The organism is Rhodoferax sp. (assembly GCF_012927445.1).
Taxonomy (GTDB): Bacteria; Pseudomonadota; Gammaproteobacteria; order Burkholderiales; family Burkholderiaceae_C; genus Rhodoferax.
Window position 1 is genome coordinate 14,671 of sequence record NZ_JABBPD010000008.1, and the last position, 20,319, is coordinate 34,989.

The 20,319-nt window shown below is 59.4% G+C and carries 16 protein-coding genes; 8 read left to right on the forward strand and 8 right to left on the reverse strand.

The window, feature by feature from the left end; translation table 11 throughout:
- Positions 1–459 precede the first annotated feature (459 nt).
- The 5 genes from HHJ17_RS15675 to HHJ17_RS15695 form a co-directional block, all read right to left on the reverse strand.
- Positions 460–1,035, reverse strand: a complete 576-nt coding sequence (locus tag HHJ17_RS15675) for a DUF4755 domain-containing protein (protein ID WP_296506427.1) — start codon at positions 1,033–1,035, stop codon at positions 460–462.
- Positions 1,036–1,117: 82 nt separating this feature from the next.
- Positions 1,118–1,843: a hypothetical protein gene (locus HHJ17_RS15680; protein ID WP_296506429.1), complete on the reverse strand. Its 726-nt coding sequence runs from the start codon at positions 1,841–1,843 to the stop codon at positions 1,118–1,120.
- A gap of 311 nt (positions 1,844–2,154) precedes the next feature.
- On the reverse strand, positions 2,155–2,451 hold the full coding sequence (locus HHJ17_RS15685) for a hypothetical protein (protein WP_296506431.1): 297 nt from the start codon (positions 2,449–2,451) through the stop codon (positions 2,155–2,157).
- A 75-nt stretch (positions 2,452–2,526) separates the two neighbouring features.
- On the reverse strand, positions 2,527–3,132 hold the full coding sequence (locus HHJ17_RS15690) for a DUF4755 domain-containing protein (protein ID WP_296506433.1): 606 nt from the start codon (positions 3,130–3,132) through the stop codon (positions 2,527–2,529).
- 191 nt (positions 3,133–3,323) lie between these two features.
- On the reverse strand, positions 3,324–3,626 hold the full coding sequence (locus tag HHJ17_RS15695; RefSeq protein WP_296506435.1) for a hypothetical protein: 303 nt from the start codon (positions 3,624–3,626) through the stop codon (positions 3,324–3,326).
- 303 nt (positions 3,627–3,929) lie between these two features.
- Here HHJ17_RS15695 and HHJ17_RS15700 point away from each other — a divergent pair, with 303 nt between their 5' ends.
- From HHJ17_RS15700 to HHJ17_RS15720, 5 genes are all read left to right on the forward strand, one after another.
- Entirely contained in the window at positions 3,930–4,142 is a 213-nt protein-coding gene (locus HHJ17_RS15700; protein ID WP_296506436.1) for a hypothetical protein, read from the forward strand.
- A gap of 58 nt (positions 4,143–4,200) precedes the next feature.
- Positions 4,201–4,503, forward strand: coding sequence for a hypothetical protein (locus HHJ17_RS15705; protein WP_296506437.1), 303 nt, complete (start codon positions 4,201–4,203; stop codon positions 4,501–4,503).
- Positions 4,500–4,847 carry a hypothetical protein gene (locus HHJ17_RS15710; protein ID WP_296506438.1) on the forward strand — a complete coding sequence of 116 codons (348 nt, stop codon included), beginning with the start codon at positions 4,500–4,502 and terminating at the stop codon, positions 4,845–4,847. The genes HHJ17_RS15705 and HHJ17_RS15710 overlap by 4 nt, the downstream gene beginning before the upstream one ends.
- Before the next feature lie 202 nt (positions 4,848–5,049).
- Complete coding sequence (locus tag HHJ17_RS15715; RefSeq protein ID WP_296506843.1) at positions 5,050–5,850, forward strand: helix-turn-helix transcriptional regulator; 801 nt, start codon at positions 5,050–5,052, stop codon at positions 5,848–5,850.
- Between the two features lie 4 nt (positions 5,851–5,854).
- Positions 5,855–7,186, forward strand: a complete 1,332-nt coding sequence (locus tag HHJ17_RS15720) for an MFS transporter (RefSeq protein ID WP_296506439.1) — start codon at positions 5,855–5,857, stop codon at positions 7,184–7,186.
- A 31-nt stretch (positions 7,187–7,217) separates the two neighbouring features.
- On the opposite strand, the gene HHJ17_RS15725 is transcribed toward HHJ17_RS15720, so the two are convergent.
- From HHJ17_RS15725 to HHJ17_RS15735, 3 genes are all read right to left on the reverse strand, one after another.
- Positions 7,218–7,646 carry a DUF6088 family protein gene (locus tag HHJ17_RS15725; RefSeq protein ID WP_296506440.1) on the reverse strand — a complete coding sequence of 143 codons (429 nt, stop codon included), beginning with the start codon at positions 7,644–7,646 and terminating at the stop codon, positions 7,218–7,220.
- A 193-nt stretch (positions 7,647–7,839) separates the two neighbouring features.
- Positions 7,840–8,352, reverse strand: a complete 513-nt coding sequence (locus HHJ17_RS15730) for a DUF6088 family protein (RefSeq protein ID WP_296506441.1) — start codon at positions 8,350–8,352, stop codon at positions 7,840–7,842.
- Between the two features lie 389 nt (positions 8,353–8,741).
- A complete protein-coding gene (locus HHJ17_RS15735; protein ID WP_296506442.1) occupies positions 8,742–9,641 on the reverse strand; it encodes a LysR family transcriptional regulator in 900 nt (299 codons plus the stop codon).
- Positions 9,642–9,733: 92 nt separating this feature from the next.
- On the opposite strand from HHJ17_RS15735, the gene HHJ17_RS15740 reads away from it, so the two are divergent.
- The 3 genes from HHJ17_RS15740 to HHJ17_RS15750 all read left to right on the forward strand — a co-directional run bounded on the left by HHJ17_RS15740 (position 9,734) and on the right by HHJ17_RS15750 (position 20,307).
- Entirely contained in the window at positions 9,734–10,108 is a 375-nt protein-coding gene (locus tag HHJ17_RS15740; protein ID WP_296506443.1) for a carboxymuconolactone decarboxylase family protein, read from the forward strand.
- A gap of 1,232 nt (positions 10,109–11,340) precedes the next feature.
- On the forward strand, positions 11,341–11,583 hold the full coding sequence (locus tag HHJ17_RS15745) for a hypothetical protein (protein ID WP_296502518.1): 243 nt from the start codon (positions 11,341–11,343) through the stop codon (positions 11,581–11,583).
- Between the two features lie 3 nt (positions 11,584–11,586).
- A complete protein-coding gene (locus tag HHJ17_RS15750) occupies positions 11,587–20,307 on the forward strand; it encodes a glucoamylase family protein (protein ID WP_296502520.1) in 8,721 nt (2,906 codons plus the stop codon).
- Positions 20,308–20,319: the final 12 nt, after the last annotated feature.

Consider the following 20,319-nt stretch of genomic DNA (forward strand, 5'->3'; position numbering starts at 1 on the left):
AAGCCACGCAACCTGCTCAAGGAGCAAACCAAGGCAGTTGAGATGGCAAAAATCTGCCGCCGAAGACTACGCGGTTAAGGACCGCCCGTAGTGGGCCATTACATACGATGCATTTCCAAACGCCAACAGAGCCCTATTTTTTGCATGGTCGCGGCAGTTATTTCGTCAGGTTTACGAACCATAACCGCTGATCCCCATCCAGTGGACCTCGATAGCCCATCTGGATGAACGTCGATGAGAAAAGATGTTGTCCGTTGGAGTAAAACTGAATGTCAGCCTGATTGGTATCAGGCAATAGCTTGGCTGGAACTCGTGGCCCAAACGTTCTGACTTGTTTGGAGCTGATGGAAATTGGAGCCAGCGTGTTTCTGTAGTTGTCGTGTCCCGTGTGATCATGTCCCTGTCCGTAGCTGGCCACTGTTCAAAGCTTCGCCACCTTGTGTGAAAACAGAATGGCACCTAGTTCGCCGCGATTCCACCTTCTTTTAGTTCTTGCCGCAGGATCTCCATCCACCGTGCTTGGATCGCCTCTGACATCATGGAGATACGCCACTTCGCATTATTGATATCTTTCACCGTGATAAACAGTCCGGTAGCGGCGTCGGCTTGTCTACCGGCAGAAATGTTGGCTGCTCCAGCGGCAACCACGCCAGCGACTCCAAACCCCACGGCTTGACCTGTCATTCGCACCTTGCTTGCTTCCCATTCCCGCACCGCATCGTAACTATAAGTTACGCATGTATCCCCATTCCACATCGTCAAGCTCTTAGCTGCGGTATTGATCCCGATACCAGTGTTGGCCTCATGATGGTCGAAACCTTGTCCGACTAGGATTCCTCCAGAAGACATCGCCTTGTCATGCATCGACCTTACGCGGTTTCTATCTCGCACGATGCTCCAACGAATCAAAGCCATTGGGCCGAAGAAAACGCCTACAGTGAGAAGAAAGGAGCTTAGAGAAGACAAACTTCCACTAAAAAGAATCATGATGCCAAAAAAAGCCCATAACCAAGAAAGAATTGCAAGAACGGCCATTTCTAATCCTTATGTTCGCGTTGGAATATCAAATCAAAGGGCACTGCCTCAGCTCATCAGAGCAAGGCAACCCTCTCGACGCCTACCGAAGAACTTTCTGCCCACCGTAGATTTCTGCCCAGCTTGGCAGGTTCACCACCCAGAGTCGGCGATCCTTTACCCCTTCTATTGACAAGTCATACCCCATCGTCCGGATCAACACCGAAAATGTTCCGCTTGCCTGTGAAGAGTTAAAAAAGTCTTTGTAGTCCGCGCTTTCCGGGAACAGCTTGGCAGGCGGAACCGGCCCATCGGTCCGCGTATGACCAGTGTTAGGAGCTTTGTGCGTCAAGTCTTCAAAGCTGCCCCATGACAGTATTTGGCCTGTGGAATTGAGCGACGTCGGACGCATCTGACTGGCGCAAAACGTTTCCTCTGGAATGGTCTTGGACGTCTTCATGTCGGACCAAACCACAGCCGACAACCGCATACAGGCATTTCCGGGGACTGTGCTCCCCCAAGTCATGATCATGCTCTTGTAGGCCGTGGGCGGCAACGCCGTGATGGTCACCGCCACTCGAGGCCACTGCGTGGAGCCCGATTTCGATACAAGGATGTCCTTGAACGACGATTCAGAGGGGGCGCCGAGGGTTACGCCGCTGGCCGTCGCGCCTGCTGGCTTGCCTCCGAGGTTCGCACCGATCGCATTGACCACACCTTGAATGGCGGCTTGAGCCGAGGTTCCACCCGGTTGACTGGCGCAGCCTGCGCCCAGCGCCGCCAAAGACAGGGCCGCGCACGCGCGGAGAATGGAAGTCGAGATAGCCATGGATTCCTCCTTGTTGAAATCATTGATCGCCATCGGTTCAATGCGCCGACACGCCCATATATTTACCTGTCGCAGGGTCGAACTGCACTCGTGCAGAGCCTGACTTTCCCGCCACGCGCCAACTGCCAATCGGGCCAGCGCCACAGCGATGCCGCGTTGGCAGGCATCTGGCGACCCCTGCCATGTCCCAGAGCCGCACCGCAATGGAGGGGGCCAATGCCGCAGCGCTCATTGCCAGAGCGAGGATGGTCGTGACATCGATCCAGCCAACAGAAGCAAACACGCGGCAGGCAACTTGAACTTCACCATGATCAACCTCCTGCGCCCACCAGCACCCAGCCCGAATCGGACTTCACAATGCGACCAGAGCCAACTCCATCCGGGCTTGTCCAGTCGCACTTGAAGCCATTTGGCTCTGCCTTCGCGCACCCTATCACCTTAACCTTAGCAAAGGCTTCTTTCGCCGACTTCTCTTCTCCTTTGCCAATCACCGCGACTAGCTGATTAGTCAACGCCTCGCGGACCTCCGCATCACCCGGTGTCTGCCCGCATCCAGCGAGTCCCCACACAGCCGCGACGGCCAAGACGATTCCCTTGGTTTTATCCATGTTGTTTTCCCTCGATTGATTCGGCTCTTGCAGCCGGGTTGATGGCTCGGGCAGAGAGCCCGCCGAGCCGCCTTTTCAACTTTCGTTGATCTCCTGCCGAAGGATTTCCATCCAGCGCGCCTGGATTCCATCGTCGCGCATTTCTATGCGCCACTTTGGGTTCTCCACGTCCTTGACGGTCACGAACAAACCCGTATTGGCTGCCGCTGCTCTTTCAGCTCGAAAGTTTGCGCCCAACGCGGCGGTCCCTGCTGCTAAGCCGACGCCGACCACTTCTCCCGCGCGCTCTTTGCGGGTTTCCCACCCTCTGACGTCGGCGTAAGGGTATGTCTTCCAAAATCCATTGATCAACATCGTCAAGGTCTTCGCTTGCTTGTTTATGGCAATCCCCGCGCCCTTCTCGGTATGGTCGCAGCCCGACGAGGGTTGAACGCCCGCCTCATTGAGCATTGCCGCATGCGCGGCTTCGCGCTTGGTCGCCCTGTTGAAGACGAACCATATCAACAATCCCAGCGGACCCCATCCAACTAGCATCACAGCGAGACCAAAAAGACCTCCCTCATGAAATGCAGCGGAAATTCCAAAGGAAAGCAGTAACGCCCATAAGCCAGTAACTGTCCACAAAAACCCCATGTCTGTCTCCCTTTTCACTTGTTGTTCAGCGTCACGTTGAAATTTCACGGCTGGGTTATAGCGATAGCTCTTGCCATCGAATCCGTCCTCACTGAGGATCACTCAAGTTCGTATCGCATACGACTTTGCGCGCAAATATAGGTGGATAGAAAGGCATTGGCTTGAATCTATGCGACAGCCAAAAAAATCGATCCAGCGTCAAAGTTTGTGCGCCGGAACTAGCCTCACTTTGTTGGTGATTATTTTGAACTGGCCGGTTGGGATATGAATTGAAGGGATTCATCCATGCATCGCTCAAAAGCCAGTTTTCTTTCTTTTCGAAAATTCGTCTTATTACCGGCGGCACTGACAGCAGATTTTTCGCAGCGCACGGTGACGCTCTCACCAGATGAGGCGGGACGAACTAGAAGCAGCGAAATTCCGCCAACGATAAAGACAATGAAGAGCGTAATCGTGAACGGGTCGAGACGCGAATTGACAGGTGACAGCCCATGTTTGACCAGGCCTACCTCAGATGCCGTGAAATTGATGTCGTTTTTCAAGAAGAACTCCCAAAGGTTAGGGTGACAACTTCAGTTGCCGTCCCACCGCATACGAACTACCCGTCGTCAATTCTTGGATATCCAGATTCACACCGGATCAAATTTATGTCCTGAACGACTTGGATAGGCAATGTAAGTGAGCTGAAAAATGTTGAATTGAATCGATGCGACACAAAACAAAAAAGAAACAAAGATACCGTCTCCGCAATGGAAACAGTGTCAATTTGGTGGCTGTCGCATAGATTCAATTCATAACAATTTTTGTTGGGAAAAATCCCCCCATCTGAACATCAAGGGGGAAACATGAAAAAGCTCACCGCATATGTCGCCACCGTCGTGTGCCTGGAATTAGTCGCCTTCGGCGCTTTTGAGTGGCCAGGTTTCGCGCAGGCTCATGCCGCCAATAGAAATACGGACACTCCGGCCAGCTTGGCGACCGCGTCTTCGCCACCCGTCGACTCTGTCGAGTTCGCCCCATGCGGCTATGTGGGCGAAGGGTATATCTGCTCGCCTTAACGGCCCATGCCCCACACCTCGATTTTGATGTCAAAAAATGCAGTCAAGAGGAACCACTATGAAGCTTCAAATTGCCAATGACGCGATACGCGGCGCCGACAAGGCGGGCCATGTGATGTTGGTTGCGGCTATCCTCGCCGCCTGCGCACTTGCCGGAGGATCGACCCTTTTATCCATCGCCCCCGTTACCACACCGTCTTCGACTCGCGCCGAATCCGCGTTCCCGGTCGGCCCCGCCGACAGGGAGGTTGCAGAGCGCTATGGAACCATCGATCATTCCTCGCTCAACGACCCGCGCATTGTTCCTGAGCAAAATCCCGCCGCTGCAGCGATTGCTGCTTATGAAACACCACCGCAATGAATATGAAATACAAAACCATGTTGCTCAGCGCTGCTTCGGCTTTGCTGTTCTCTACATCGGCATCAGCAACCATGTCTGCGGACCATGCATATGAAATCGGACTGGCGGCGGCAATGGACTACCGCTACTCTGAGGCATTAGTGCAATTTCGAGTGGCGGCTACACAAGGGAACCGTGATGCGCAACGCACCATCGGATTGATGCTACTTTATGGCGAGCGCCTTTATGGTGCTGATGTTCACCGGAATGATGAGGAAGCGATTCATTGGCTCAAATCAGCATCAGCCAGCGGGTGTGAGACCTCTTCATTTGTGCTTCAAAAATTAGCTCTACGAGGCAAATGATCTTGCACCGGCCAAGCCCCCCGTTCCCACGTTTTGACCGAGTTATTTTTCATTGCAATTCCAGTTGCTGCCCCACGCTATGATGGCGCAAAGGCGAATTATTCAAATCGTCAGCGCGTCGCGCCATGCTCATGCTGTCAGTGGGCGAAATGGGGCACCCATGGGAGAATAAAACGTGAGCGGACTTGCCTATCACTTGGTAGTGAATGCAATGGAGGGGGCGGCCGGCTGGACGCCGCGCTCGCGCTTTGCCTCGTCTGTCGTGCACGCCATCAATGGTTTCTTGCCCTATTCGCGCTACATCGCTGCCGGGCGCACTCGTAAACGGGAGCGGGCGGGTGAAGGCGAGATCGATTGCCTGGTTCGGGACTGGATGGCGACAGACCTCAATCCTGCCGTCCAAATGGTCCGAACCGTGAACCAGTCGGCGAAAGCGGTCTATGCCTTCAACACCTTCAACGCCAACGCCGGGCTTGCCGTGCGCACGAATGTCTCGTCCGTGGGGCCGCGCAGCGCGAACGACTCCCAAAGTGTCACCAAGCGCGACTTGCTTGCGACGGACGAAGACCCCACGCCTTGCCGGATTGGCACCCTTATGGTCTTGGACTCTTTGATTAGCACAGTCCAACGCAACGAACGGGAGCACTTGGTGACGAAGATTTTGAGCTTGGTGGATATCGCTTGCTATCTTGGCGTGGCGGCTTCTGCCGCTGGGGAGGTGGCTTTAGTTTTTGAGCGCGAGGGCTACATTCCGGTGGCCGATGTGGCGCGCAAACTCGGCTGCCATCAGCGGACGCTGGAGCGACGCCTGCGCGAAGAGGGGCTCACTGCCGAAGCATTGCGCACGGCTACGCGGCTCATCCGCGCGACGAGTCGGCTGCGGTCAACGGAGAGCTTGACGAGCATCGCCTTGGATGAGGGCTTTTCGGATCAAGCCCATATGTCACGCGCATTCCGTGCATCCTGCGGCATGTCGCCCAGCATCATTCGCAGCTTGGCATAGGGCCATGAGCGCAAGCATGCCATCCGCCATGATGGGCGCGCAGGCGGCGCGCGGCATCGCCGATTCCACGATTGCGACCATGACCGCTCGCGCCTCTCGCAAAGCCGTCGCCGCCGCAGTCGCCGGAAACGCACTCGAGCTTTTTGACTTCCTCACGTATGTGTTTTTTGCCGTCTACATCGGCAAGGCCTTCTTCCCGGCCTCTACCCCGTTGACAAGCCTTCTGCTGTCACTGGCGGCATTCGGCGTGGGGTTCGCTTCACGCCCGATTGGCGCGATCCTGATGGGCGCCTATGCCGACCGCGCAGGCCGCAAGCCTGCCTTGCTCCTGTCCATGGGCCTCATCACGCTGAGCACGCTGGGGCTCGCGCTGACGCCCACGTTTGAGACCATCGGCATGGCGGCTCCTGTGATCGTCGTCGTTTGCCGGTTGGCGCAGGGCTTGGCCTACGGCGGCGAATTCGGCCCCGCAAGCGCCTTCCTCTTGGAGATTGCGCCGCCGGGCCGACGCGGCTTTTACAGCAGTTGGCAGTTCGCGAGCCAAGGCATCGCATCGATCATGGCGGGAGGTTTTGGCGTAGCCCTGGTCAGCTTGCTGACACCGGACGAGCTTCAAGCATGGGGTTGGCGCTTGCCTTTCGCCTTTGGCCTTTTGATGATTCCAATTGCCGTCGTCCTGCGCCGCTCCATGCCTGAGACGCTCGGGCATAGGCACGAAGCTGACAACGGGCTCGCAGTTCCAAAGCTGCGACAGCACGGCAGGCTTCTCGCCCTGTTCCTGCTGCTCATACTCGGCGGCACCGTGTCCACCTACGTCGGCAGCTACATGACGACCTATGCCATCGTCGTGTTGAAGCTCTCGCCAGCCGTCGCCATGGCCTCGGCTATCGTTGTCGGCTTCACCATCCTGGTCTTCTCACTTCTGGGTGGCTGGCTCAGTGACCGCTTCGGACGCAAGGTAGTGATGCTCATCCCGCGCGCGCTCTCCGTCCTGCTGGCATACCCGGCCTTCATGTTTCTAATCGAGCAAAGGACCACAGCCGCCCTGCTTGGCGTGAGCGCACTCTTGGCTGCCTTGAATTCCATCAGCAACGCGGCGGCATTGGTGACGATTTTGGAACTGTTGCCGCGCAGCGTGCGTGCCTTGGGCTCCTCCATCGCCTACGCGACTGGCGTCGCGCTGTTCGGCGGAACCACCCAGTTTGTCGTTACATGGCTCATCGACGCGACGGGTGACCCTGCCGCGCCTGCATGGTATGTCGCTCTGACCAGCGCGATTGCCACCGTGGCGATACTGGCATTGCCTGAGTGCCGCGACAGGACGCTTCCTCGTTAATCCGAAATCCACGATTTCGCGGAAGGGCGGGCTAACCAGCCCTTCCGGGTAAGTCGCCCTCATAGAGGACCACGCGCTTGCCAATCGCGATCTTGCGGCGCACCCGAGAACGGCCCGTGTCGATGACGGCGGCCATTGGGACTTGGGTCGAGAGGCCATCGCGATGATTCCGCATCGCCTTGCCCACGTCCGCCTCGACCCCAAGCCTTGCCATGACTTCGAGCGCGATGTCCATCAAGCTCGCGCACGGGACCGGATTGCCTGTCAGCACCGATGGACGAGCCTTGACGTAAATTCCATAGCCAACCTTCGCAAGAACGCCTTTCTTGACCATCAACCGCAAGGCGCGGCCCACTGGCGCATAGCTCCCCAAACCCGCGAAGTCAGACCGCAGGAAGACGATCCGTTTGGATCGTCTAACGCGTTGTTCGATACGTTCGGGAATGGTCATATTGCTCATGGGGAAGTGCCCTCAAGTGCCTTCAGTTGCCTATCGGTCTAAGGGGTGCTCTGTGGGGACAGCGGCGGGATGGATGGCCTGAATATCCAGCATTCATGCGCATTAGAAAGTCACCAGCTCGTAATGGGCCATTCGAACTTTCAGCGCTGAAAGCTGATGTGCGTGCTTGATTGTGAAATGCGGGCCGAATGTTCTAACGAGTCCTGCCAGACAAGTCGCGCTCGTAGATGATGGTGCGCTTGCCGACTGTTATTTTTCGATTGACGCGAGATTTGCCGGTGTCGATGACCGTGGCCATTGGAACTTGGGTGGAAAGGCCATCGCGGTGTTCTCGCATCGCCTTGCCGTGATCGGCTTCGACGCCGAGCCGTTTCATGGTTTCAAAGCCGATGGTCATCAAATCGATGCAAGGCACCGGATTACCCGTGATCGTCGACGGCCGAGCCTTAACGTAAACGCCATAGCCCACTTTGACCAGCAGCCCATTTTTGATGACAGAGCGCAGGGCTCTTCCAACTTGGTCATATCTGCCAAAGCGGTTGAAGTCACTGCGAAGAAATACATTGGATGCCGTGCGTTTAAGGCTCGACTCAATGCGTTCTTCAAGACTCATCCTTGGCATGTGGCCCTCCAACAAAAATAAGACACCATTGTCGTATTTTTGCAGGTCAAAAAACAGTCTTACCCGTGATTTAGAACGATCCAATTCATGGCTGCATCGTGAATACCGTTAATACGGTCCCACCAGGAAGCTTGACGGATTGCGAATCAACGCTAAGTCGACATTGGGTATTCCGGTCGATCGTGACCGACCGTTCTGGTTTATCGTGACCGCTGATTCTGGTTTGTCGTGACCGATGACTGGGATGGTTTGAACGAGCAGTCATGACGCTGTAACGCACGCTCGCGACAGCATCACAGAATCGACCAAGCGGCGTGCAGGAGCTGCGCATGTTGATCCCATCGGCCGGAAAACGCCGTGTCGCTGTCCATAGCTTCGCGCATTTCGCGGATCGGTATCTGGATGATCTGCGAGTTAGCGACTACGTGCCCGTTACGGTCGTTCAGTGTTTGAGAACCGGACGTTTAAGGACGTCAGGGTATTTTCGCCCTTACGAGATCAAGGAATGGGCGCAAAACAGGTGAAGGGTTGCGCTCCGAATAGATGACAGCAATACCCATCGACAGCCTGTTGGAGCCTTCCTTTAGCGCCCTGAAGGCGACGCCCTTCCGTTTGACGTTCTGCAAAGACGCCGATATGAGGGCGATGCCTTGCCCCTCCGCAATCAACCCCAGCAAGATGTGATGGTCCGGTGGTTCCGGGATGACGTTAGGCTTGAAGTCGATCTGCTCGAAAAATGCCTGGCAGTGGTCGTAGAAGCCCGGATTCATTCGGCGTTCGAACCAAAACATCGGTTCGCCGCGAAGGTCATCAAAGCCGAGCCCGCGCTTATGGGCGAGTCGATGGTTGGCGGGCAAGGCGACCACAAGGGGTTCCTCAAGGATTGTTTCTACCGTCAAGCCCTGGGTATCAGTGTGCAAGCCAATGAAGGCTGCGTCCATGATCCCGTTCTTAATGTCCCGGACGAGACTGATCGAATGCTTGCCCTTCGTAACGATGCGCCAGTTCGGGAAGCGTTGGTGCAGGCGGTCGAAGACGTCGGGGATTGCGCTGCGGTCGAACACAGTTGTGTAGCCCACAACAAACCGCCCATCCTCAGCGCCTCGTGTCGCTCTGGCCACAGCAACTGCTTTTTCCGCTTGAAGTAACGTTTGTCTTACTTCGGGCAGGAATGCCGCCCCGGCTTCTGTTAGTGCTACTCCTGACTTGCTCCGCAGGAATAACTCCACGCCAAGTTGATCTTCCAACTGGCGGATCTGCCTGCTCAACGGTGGCTGCGAGATGTGCAATCGCAGCGCCGCACGTCCGAAATTGAGTTCTTCACTCACTGCTAGGAAATAGCGAAGCTGTCGCAGATCGATAGATTCATTCATACCGAAAAGGTATCACAAAAATGGTATTGGATGCGTTGCAAAGCGAGGCATAAAGTGCGTTCAGTATTCAACGTCAACGTAAAGGAACTGAGATGAACAACGAACGCTATCTGCGGGGCTTGGCAAAGCTCAAGGAGATCGATGGTCAAGCTGGCGAAAATGTGATTGAAAGTCTGCGCGACATCGCTCCTGACTTTGCACGGCTACTCATTGAGTTTCCCTTTGGGGACATCTATTCGAGGCCCGGTCTCGATCTCAAGACGAGGGAACTCGCCGTGGTGGCGGCGCTCACAGCGTTGGGCAACGCTGCGCCTCAGCTCAAAGTGCACATCCACGGCGCTCGGAACGTTGGCTGCTCCGAGCAGGAAATCGTCGAAGTCATCATGCAAATGGCTGTCTATGCTGGCTTTCCTGCCGCACTCAACGGCCTATTCGCAGCCAAGGAAGTCTTTGCGCAGAATGACTAGCCACAGGGTAATACTGCATGGGAGCAGTTGGCCTGACGATGAAGGTCTCGCGAAGTTGTCCACGCAAGCCAATCCTTGGCAGCGCGCCCGTCATGGCGAGCAATCGCGTTGAAGACAAGTTCAGGGTAGTTTGGGTCCCATCAGGAAGCTTGGCATAGCCATTGGCGTAGACTTCCACTGACCGAATCTAAGTGAAAAGCGCGGCCCACTAAATGACCACTGTTGCGCTTTTGAAGTGACGCAAGAGCCGTGATTTTGGATGGATTGAGCGTGAAATCCCACTTAATTTTGGCGGCACTTTCAGAGCCGCTTCAGGCCTCTTTGGGATGCAATTTGGCGGCGCGTCGTCACATTGGACGCAGGGTAGTGAATCCGTATGCGTAAGTCATGAAATACACACCGGAATTAGCCGCCAAATTGGAGCCAAATTTTAGTAAATACTCTTGAAACCCGCATGGAACATCACTAACCCCAATGTTGGGTCATCATGGGTGTGTGGCCCGATGACTTTTCTGTTTCGCCCTGTGAACTGACAATTTTTTCGTTTGTTTTCAACAAGTTAACCTTTTGCATAATCCCCTTCAGCGTCCTCTGAGGCCCTCCGCCAATCTCCAGTAGGGTGCTCATCAATATCCCCGCACCTGGCCCAAAGCCTTTGGCACGGGAATTCTTTTCAGGCCCCAATTATCTGGTTTACGACGACCACAGGGATGCACCGTCAGGATTCGCGAGCAAGGGGGTCAAAAAAGGAGCGGTTTATCTGGTCGGCAAGTTGCTGGCGGGCAAGAGGATGAAACTGATCGTCAGCATTATTTACCGATCAATTTTGGCCTGTTGCAGCGGTCGGTTTTGAACTCGAACGCAATGAAATCATTGATTTACGTCGGTAGCGGTTGAATTCGAAGGAGCTCTTTCTTGTGCTGCGCTGCCGTTGGACCTGCGAGGGTGATGGGCCGAAGCGTGCCTCGATTGAGATAACTCAATTCACGAAAGGTCGAAGCGCTAAAAAATGAGTTTTTGCGGTTGCTATTTTTGCATTGCCGTTTCTGGTGCTGTAGCGCATTAGTCGTCGATCCGTGTGTTCGTGCAGGCGGACCGCCTTTGCAAAAAAGGGGTGTGCTATCTATCCTATGACTTGTTGCTGTTTGGCAGACAAGACGCAGATTGCAGGTGCACGCCGTATCCTTTCACTAACTTTTGTTCGGTTTTCAGCCGGGCGCTAGGAGCTTTTTGTGAGTACTCCTGTCATTGTCACCCCGTTCTGGAGCACCGCATCGTTTGGCGATGCCGCGGACATATCGCCAATAGAGTTGTCGGCATTGGGAGAGCACTTGGCTCTGTGCAGGGGCGCGCGCGGCCGCCTTTTCGCTTTGCAATGCGCCGCACAGACCATGCACGGCTTCGTGGCGGCGCGCTTCGTGACAACGCTGGTGGTGGTTGCACTGCTGATCGGTGTCGGTTCCCTCGTGCTGTAGGGCATGGCGCAATCCGAGTTGCTGCGCTTGGTGCCGGGTGCGCCGCAGGCGTTGTGCGACATTCTGGACGGTACGCGCGGTCCGGTTCAGCCACCGATACGCTCCGAAATTTTCGGGCTGCAGCGTTTTTCACAGCATGGCCGCAGTCTCGGCGAAACCCACCGCGCCGCCAGGGCGACCTCCCGCGTGGCGACCTTCTTTCCGCGTCTGCGAAACAATATTCACACGCTGCGCGAAGCGCACCACTATATCGGCGTGCAATCGGCCACCGGCTATGACATCAGCCCAGCAGCCGAATGGCTGCTCGATAATTTTCACCTGATCGAAGCGCAACTCAAGGAAATCCACGAGGGGTTGCCGATGAGCTACTTTCGTGGCCTGCCGATCCTGCTGGACGAACCGCTGGCCGGCCTGCCCCGCATCTATGGTGTGGCTTGGGCTTTCGTGGCGCACACCGATGGTGCGTTCGACGAAGACTTGGCTGTGCAGTTTCTGGGCGCCTACCAGGAAACCCGTGAACTGAACCTCAGCGAGATGTGGGCACTGCCCACCACCTTGCGCGTGGTGCTGATCGAAAACCTGCGCCGCCTGGCCGAGCGCGTGGCCACCAACAAGGCGGCACGCGAGGTGGCTAACCTGTGCTGCGATCGCATCGAAACCTACACCGTGCATGCGCTCGACCAGTTGCTTGCCCTGCTCAATCAGCGCGGCGTCGGCCGGGTGTTTCTGGCGCAAATGGCGCAACGCTTGCAGGTTCGACGACCGACCGGTAACGTTGGCTATCCCGATCTGTATTACGACTGGCTGGACAACGCACTGCCCGACCTGGCCGCGGCGCAGGCGCAGCAAAGCGCCGACCGGGCTGCTGACAACCTGAGCGTGAGCAATGCGGTTACATCGTTACGTGTCATCGGCGCCGCCGACTGGGCTGAGATCGTTGCGCGCACCAGCAAGCTGATGCGACTGATGCTGACCTCGCCGGTGTTCGAAGCCGAGCATACCGTCACGCGGGACCAGACGCTGCATGGCATCGAACTGCTGGCCAGGCGCAGTGGTCGCAACGAAGTGTCGGTGGCGCAAACGCTACTCGATCTGATGCACACCGCCAAGAGTCCCGCCAGCGCCGATGCGGTGGCCAGTTATTGGCTGCGCGGCATGGGCCGGCCAACACTGATGCGTGCGCTCGGCCTGCACAAGTACGCGGCTCTTCCCTGGCGAGCTGTTGCTCGCCTCATTGCTTTGCCTATTTACCTGAGCTTGATGCTGCTGGGCACATCGGGCCTGGTGGCGTGGATGATGTTGCGCCACGGTGCCGGACTGAGCGGCGCAGGCGCTTACATGTGGTTGACCCTGCTGGGAGCCGCGCTGATGATGTTCCCGGCGTCCGAGGCGGTGGTGGCGGTGATCAACCGGCTGATCAGCGAATCGGCCCGCCCTCAACACCTGCCGCGTCTGGCCTTTGCGAATGGCATACCGCCTGAGCACCGGGTGATGGTGGTGATACCGGGCATGCTGACCGGAACCGCATCAATCCACAACCTGGTGCACCGGCTGCTCCTGCACCACCTTGCCAACCCAGAACGCCAGGCCCAGTTCGCACTGCTGACCGACTGGGCCGATGCCGACACGGCGCACTTGGCTTCGGACGACGCCTTGCTGATCAGCGCGAGACAACAGATCCGCGAACTCAACACGCGCTATCCCAACGAGGCCGAAGAGCCCGGCGCTGCACCTCGCTTTATCGTGCTGCACCGAAAGCGACTTTTCAGTGAGACCGAGCAGCGCTGGATCGGCTGGGAACGCAAGCGCGGCAAGCTGGAACAGCTGGTCGCGGCATTGGCAGAAGGTTCGTCCGCCGCTTTCCTGGATTTGGGGCGTGAATCTCGCATCGCAGATGACATTCAGTACATCGTCACGCTTGACAGCGACACCCAGTTGCCGCCCGGACGGCTGCGCGAGCTGGTGGGCGTGGCCGCGCATCCCCACAACCAGCCGCGGCTCGACGCCAGCGGGCGCACGGTGGTGGGCGGCTACGGCATATTGCAGCCTCGCGTGGCCACGCCGCTGCCCGCGCCTAAAGACTTCACGCTCTACCACTGGCTGTTTGCCGGGCAGTGCGGCATCGACCCCTACAGCGCCGCGACCTCGGAGGTCTATCAGGACCTGTTTGGTGAAGGCACCTTCACTGGCAAGGGGCTGCTCAACGTGCGGGCGATGCATGCGGTGCTGACCGGCCGCTTGCCGGATGGCCAGGTGCTAAGCCACGATTTACTCGAAGGCTCGTTGGCACGCTGCGCCGCGGTGACCGATATCACGGTGATTGAGGACGCGCCGTTTCATGCCGATGTGGCAGCAATGCGCGTGCACCGTTGGACGCGCGGCGACTGGCAGTTGTTGCCGTTCCTGCTGAATCCCGTGCGCTATCGCTTTCGCGTCATCAACCGCTGGAAGATGTTCGACAACCTGCGTCGCTCCCTCGTGGCCCCCATGTCGTTGGCCCTGTTGCTGCTGGCGCTGGCCAGCGGCATTGTGTCGCCCTGGGCTGCGTTGGCGCTGGTGATGGCCGCATTTTCCGCCGGGCCGTTGATGGGGGCGGTGGCGGGTTTTTCGAGCAGCCGGGACGACTTGGCCAAACGTTATTTCTACCGTCAGGCTGCGACCGACCTGGCGCGGGCGCTGTGGGGCGGCCTGTGGCTTTTGGGACAGTTGCTGCAGCAGGCGCTGCTGGCCGCGGACGCCATCGCGCGTGCGCTCTACCGCATGACCATCAGCCGCCGCCACTTGTTGCAGTGGACCACCGCCGCGGCCACGCAGGCGCAGGTGAAGACCGGGCTCGCAGCGCTGGCGCGTCGGCATTGGAGCCTGCCGGTGGTTGCGCTGCTGCTGCTTGCAGCACTGCTCGCCGTGGCCACACCGCACCCTCTGGTGGCGCTGGTGCTGTGCCTGCTGTGGGCTGCGTCACCGGTCTGGACCTGGTGGGTCAGTCGGCCGTGCCCAACGCGCAAGGATGCCACCTTACCGCCGCAGGAGCAGGCCTATCTGGAAGGGATCGCACGCGACACCTGGCGCTTTTTCGAGCGTTGCGTTGTCGCGGAGGACAATCATCTGCCGCCTGACAATTTGCAGACCATGCCGCACGACATGGTGGCGCACCGCACCTCGCCCACCAACATCGGCCTGTACCTGCTGAGTGTGGCCTGCGCCCGGCAGTTCGGCTGGATCGGCACGCAGGAGTTGCTGACACGCCTGGAAGCTACGCTGGCCACGCTGGCCACGCTGCAACGCCATCGCGGCCACTTTTTCAACTGGTACGACACGCAAACATGCACACCGCTGCTGCCGATGTATGTGTCCACCGTGGACAGTGGCAACCTCAGCGGCCACTTGCTTGCGGTGGCGCAGGCTTGCCTGGAGTTGGCGGGCGCGCCACATGACGCTGGCGCTGCGCAGCATGCCATTCACGCTTCAAAGCAACGGTTGGCGCCGCTGCTTCCGCTGTGGGGTGACCTGCTGCCGACGTTGCTGAGCGACGCAGCACTGGCGCGCCTGCTGGCCATGCCGGACCCGCTGGCCGAATGCCGCCACAACGCGGTGCAGTGCGAGCGGCTACTGCGTGAGGCCGCCGTCGAGCTGGCGACGTTGTTGCCCAACAAGACTGAATCCGTGGCCCCCACTCAACCGACGCCCCGAGACGAGTTGGTATGGTGCCTGGTCGATCACGTGGCGACACTGCGCTCAGCCTGGCTGGACGCGCAGGCGGCAACGATGCTCCACGCGCCGGGGCTGTCGGGGACGCATGAAGCGAGCCGGCGCCTTCAGGCGCTAGCCCACGACTTCAAACGCTTGGCTTGGCAAGCCGACTTCAGCTTCCTGTACCACCGGAAACGGAACCTCTTTCATATCGGCTACCGGGTCGCGGAGCAGGAGCTTGATGCGGGTTTTTATGACTTGCTGGCGTCGGAGTCACGCCTGACCAGCCTGCTGGCCGTCGCCAGGGGCGATGTGCCTGTGCGCCATTGGGCATCGCTCGGCCGGCTGTTCTATGCCGTCGGTGCGAATGTCGGCCTGCGTTCATGGTCGGGCTCGATGTTTGAATATCTGATGCCCAACCTGGTGCTCGATGAGCCGTACGGCAGCGTGTTGCGCGAGGCCGGCCATGCAGCACTTCAAGAGCAGATCGCTTTCGCGCAGGTGCAAGACGTGCCCTGGGGCATATCGGAGTCTGCCTATGCGGGCAGCGACCACACGCTGGCCTACCAATACGCGCCACAAGGAGTGCCGAGGCTGGCGCTGCGCCGCACGCCACCTGACGAGCTGGTGATCGCTCCCTACGCGACCGCACTGGCGGCACAAATCGCACCCCACCTCGCCGTTATCAACTTCGCTGCGCTGGAAAAATTGGGGGGGCGCGCGCGCTACGGCTTCATCGAAGCGCTCGACTTCTCCCCCGCGCGGCAGGCCGGTAGTGAGGTGTTCACGCCAGTGAATACTTTCATGTCGCACCACCAGGGTATGAGCATCGTGGCGCTGGCCAACGTGCTACAGGGCGGACCGGCGCAACGCTGGGGCATGGCGAATGCACACATCGAGGCGGTGGTGTCCCTGCTGCACGAACGAGCGCCACGCGAGGTGTCGATGCTGTACGTACCGCCGTCGGGTCCGCCACTGCAGACGCGGCAACGACGGCGAACGCCGGGGCTGCTGCGCGACGTGCTGCCGGGCTCGACGGCGTTAGCGCCTACGCATGTGCTGTCGAACGGGCGCTACAGCGTGTCGCTGCGCGCCAATGGCGCGGGCTGGAGCCGCTGGGGTCAGACTGGTATCACACGCTGGCGTGATGATGCGCTGCGCGATGCGCAGGGAATCTTTTTTTACTTGCGCTGGAACCCACAACAGCGACCGGTCTCGATTACGCATCACCCGGCGCCCGATCCGGCGGCGGACTACCAGGCTACTTACCACGCTGACCGCGTGTGTTTCGACGCGGTCTGGCCCGAGTTGCAGACCCATACCACGGTGTGGGTCAGCCCGGAAGACGATATTGAGTTTCGGCAGGTTGAGCTGCGCAACCTGAGCGACCGCACGCTCGACATTGAACTGATCTCGGCCTTTGAAGTCACCTTGGCTGACCCGCGCGCCGATGAAGCGCACCCTGCATTTACGAACCTCTTCGTACGCGCGGAGTGGCTGGGCACGCACCAGGCGCTGTTGTTTGAACGCAAGCCCCGCCTGCCCACCGAGCAGGGATTGCAGGCCGCCCATTTCCTGGCCGAAACCGATCCGCAGGTGGTGGGCGTACGTTTGACGACCGACCGGCAGCGCTGGGGCGGGCGTAACCATGGTACGAGCCAGCCACTGGCCTCTTTCGACCCCTTGCCGGCGGCGTCAATCGATTCGACAACACGGCTTGACACTGGCCTCGACCCGGTATGTGCCATGGCCGTCCAGCTTCGCATTGCGCCCAACGCGAAAGCTCAGTTGACTTTCGCCACGGCGGCGTCCAGCAACAGCGGTACTTTGCGCGCCGTGATCGACAAGTACCGGCAACACAGTCACATTCAACGCGCTTCGCTGATGTCCGCCACGCTGACCGGCATTCGTTTGCGTGCCCTGCGCATCAGCGGCGAGAACTTCGCCGCCATCCAGACGCTGACCACTGCGCTGGTGCTGAGCCTGACGCGCCCGCCGGTCAGCGCGCTCCGCGTCGAAGACGCAGCGGTCGAGGTCTGTGACCGGCGTCTGCTGTGGCGCTTCAATATCTCGGGTGATCGTCCCCTCATCCTCGTGTCGGCCAGCGTGATGCAAGGCTTGGGCTTGTTGCGTTCGCTGGCCCAGGCCCTGAGCCTGTGGTCTTGGGGCGGAATCGCCTGCGACTTGGTGGTGGTGAACGCTGAGCCAACCTCGTACCTGATGCCGTTGCACCGCGAGATCGCTGCACTGCGCGAGCGCCATATGGCCGACAGCGGCGCGCAAGCCGGCCCTTCCGTCACAGGCTTCCATATGCTGCGCGTTGACGAGCTATCGCGCGAGGAACTGAGCACACTGCAAGCCCAGGCACGCGTGCGCCTGCATGCCGATGGCCGCCCGCTGGTGGTCCATGTGCAGGAATTGAACGAGCTGCATGAGCAGGACTTCGAGCAACGGCACGACAGGTCAAGCACCGCGGTAGCGGTCACCTCGGGTCATGCTGCTGTACCTGCACCGGTGGGCGAGTTTATGGCCAGCTCGGGCGAGTTTCGTTTTGAAGTCAGCGCCAATTTACGCCCCGCGCGGCCCTGGATCAATGTGCTGTCCAACCCGGCTTTTGGCGCCCAGATTTCGGAAGCCGGTGGCGGCTACACCTGGGCGGTGAACAGCCGCTTGAACCAGCTCACCGCGTGGTCGAATGATCCCGTGGCCGACCCCCCGGCCGAATGGTTCTTGCTGCAGGACAGCAAGACCCTTGAGGTGTGGAGCGTGGCGCCAAACGCTTGGGGTGACGATAGCGTGACTTACCAGGTGGCGCATGGGCAGGGCTACAGCATCATCAGTCACCGTCGTGGGGATCTGGAGGTAACGGCGTCGTGGTGTGTGGATGCACAGACTTCCGTCAAGCAGGTGCAGTTGCGGCTCCTCAACCGTGGTCCCCGGGCGCTGCAACTGCGCGTCATCGGGATTGCCGAGTGGATGATGGGCGCGAACCGCGCTGACCGCAGCACGGTGCGCACGGCCTTGTACCGTCAGCGTCTTCCCCTGTTGCCAGAGTGGAGTGTCGAGCCCGACGCCGATCGTGGACAGAAACTTACTGCCCTGCTTTGTACGCAACGGGAACGCTCGGCCGGCTTCGGCGATGGCACCGCGTTCTTCGGCCTCGCCGGCGCAGCAGACGAGACCGAAGACTGGACCTGCGATCGGCGCGAGTGTTTCGACGCGCGCGGCGGTCTGGTGTTGCCCGATCATTTCGGTCAGCGCAGCGGCGACGGGCTTGATCCGTGCGCGGCCCTTTCGACCCACCTTGTCTTGGCCGCTGGTGAATCGGTGCAGCGGGTGTTCCTGCTGGGTTATGCCGAGAATGAGGGCGCTGCCCGGCAGCTGGCCGCCCTGGCCGCGGCAACCGCCGCCGAGCTGCGCATGGCGCAGGTGCGCCGCACTTGGGATAAATTGCTTGGTGCGACCACGGTGAAGACGCCCGATCCCTTGTTCGACGCCATGGTGAACCGCTGGCTGCTGTACCAGACGGTGTCGTGCCGGTTGTGGGCCAAAGCCGGCTTCTACCAGGCTGGTGGTGCCACCGGTTTTCGTGATCAGTTGCAGGATGCGCTGGCGCTGGCCTGGGCTGCCCCCGAAATGCTGCGCCAGCAAATCATTCTGGGCGCATCACGCCAGTTTGCCGAGGGCGACGTGCAGCATTGGTGGCACGCGCCCCTGGGCGCCGGCGTGCGCACGCATTTTTCCGACGACCTGCTGTGGCTGGCGTACGCCTGTGTGCACTACCTGCGAGCGACCGGTGATGTCACGCTGCTCGATCAGCACGTTCCGTTCATCGAAGGAGCCGCTATTCCGGAGGGTGCCGAGGATGCGTATTACACCCCCACGATCAGCAACCACGACGCGTCGGTCTACGAGCATGCTGCGCTTGCCATCGATCGCAGCTTGCGTGTGGGGGCGCACGGCTTGCCCTTGATGGGCAGCGGCGACTGGAACGACGGCATGAACCGGGTCGGCATTGAGGGGCGTGGCGAGTCGGTGTGGTTGGGCTGGTTCCTGTGCCAGTTGGTGGCCGACTTTGCGCCGATGGCGCGCGAGCGCGGTGACGAAGCGCGAGCGCGGAGTTGGGAGACTGCCGCGCAGGGCTGGAAGACTGCGTTGAACGGCCCCGCATGGGACGGGCAATGGTTCAAGCGCGCCTTCTTTGACGATGGACAAACACTGGGCTCGCACGCCAATCCCGAGGCACGCATCGACTTGATTGCACAAGCCTGGGCTGTGCTTTCCAAGGCCGCACCACCGGCCCTGCAGCGGCTGGCACTGGCGGCGGTGGAGGCGCATCTGGTCGATCATGAGGCCGGGCTGATCAAGTTGCTTGACCCGCCGCTCGAGCAGGCACTCCCTAGCGCCGGCTACATCCAGGCTTATCCACCTGGCGTTCGCGAAAATGGTGGCCAATATTCGCACGCCGGTGTGTGGGCGTTGATGGCGCAGGCGCAGGTCCAGACTGATCTTGCGGCGGCGCCTTCAGATTCACGCCTTGACGGCGACGTTGCCTACCGCTACTTCACCTACTTGAGCCCAGCACATCGCGCACACCACCCGACGCATGGCGCGGTGTACGGCATCGAGCCCTACGTGATGGCCGGCGATGTGTACACCCAGCCACCCTATGTCGGTCGCGGCGGCTGGAGCTGGTATACGGGTGCTGCCGCATGGATGCACCGCGCGGCGATCGAGTCGATTTTTGGTTTGCGGCAAGGTGCGCAGGACTTGTGTTTCCTGCCTTGCCTGCCCACGTATTGGCAGCAGGCCGAACTGACGTTGCTCCGTGATGGCCGGACGATGCGTTTCATTCTTGTCCGCGCCACGCCGCTCGCCGCGCTGGCCGCGACGGAACAATGGAGTGCACAGCTGCTGCGCCCGGGGCAACCGTTGCCTTGGCTTGGCCTGGCGCCGGATACCTGCTTCGTGATTCCTTTGCTGGATGAGACTCTCCCGCTAATGGCTGGCGCGTCAGTCGCCAATCCTCCTTGACATCAAGCCCCC

What these genes read in the sequence shown, in the direction of transcription:
- HHJ17_RS15750 (WP_296502520.1), top strand. Translation starts at nt 11,587, where the DNA reads ATGGCGCAATCCGAGTTGCTGCGCTTGGTGCCGGGTGCGCCGCAGGCG.
- HHJ17_RS15680 (WP_296506429.1), bottom strand. Translation starts at nt 1,843, where the DNA reads ATGGCTATCTCGACTTCCATTCTCCGCGCGTGCGCGGCCCTGTCTTTG.
- HHJ17_RS15685 (WP_296506431.1), bottom strand. Translation starts at nt 2,451, where the DNA reads ATGGATAAAACCAAGGGAATCGTCTTGGCCGTCGCGGCTGTGTGGGGA.
- HHJ17_RS15700 (WP_296506436.1), top strand. Translation starts at nt 3,930, where the DNA reads ATGAAAAAGCTCACCGCATATGTCGCCACCGTCGTGTGCCTGGAATTA.
- HHJ17_RS15735 (WP_296506442.1), bottom strand. Translation starts at nt 9,641, where the DNA reads ATGAATGAATCTATCGATCTGCGACAGCTTCGCTATTTCCTAGCAGTG.
- HHJ17_RS15675 (WP_296506427.1), bottom strand. Translation starts at nt 1,035, where the DNA reads ATGGCCGTTCTTGCAATTCTTTCTTGGTTATGGGCTTTTTTTGGCATC.
- HHJ17_RS15740 (WP_296506443.1), top strand. Translation starts at nt 9,734, where the DNA reads ATGAACAACGAACGCTATCTGCGGGGCTTGGCAAAGCTCAAGGAGATC.
- HHJ17_RS15725 (WP_296506440.1), bottom strand. Translation starts at nt 7,646, where the DNA reads ATGAGCAATATGACCATTCCCGAACGTATCGAACAACGCGTTAGACGA.
- HHJ17_RS15705 (WP_296506437.1), top strand. Translation starts at nt 4,201, where the DNA reads ATGAAGCTTCAAATTGCCAATGACGCGATACGCGGCGCCGACAAGGCG.
- HHJ17_RS15720 (WP_296506439.1), top strand. Translation starts at nt 5,855, where the DNA reads ATGAGCGCAAGCATGCCATCCGCCATGATGGGCGCGCAGGCGGCGCGC.
- HHJ17_RS15710 (WP_296506438.1), top strand. Translation starts at nt 4,500, where the DNA reads ATGAATATGAAATACAAAACCATGTTGCTCAGCGCTGCTTCGGCTTTG.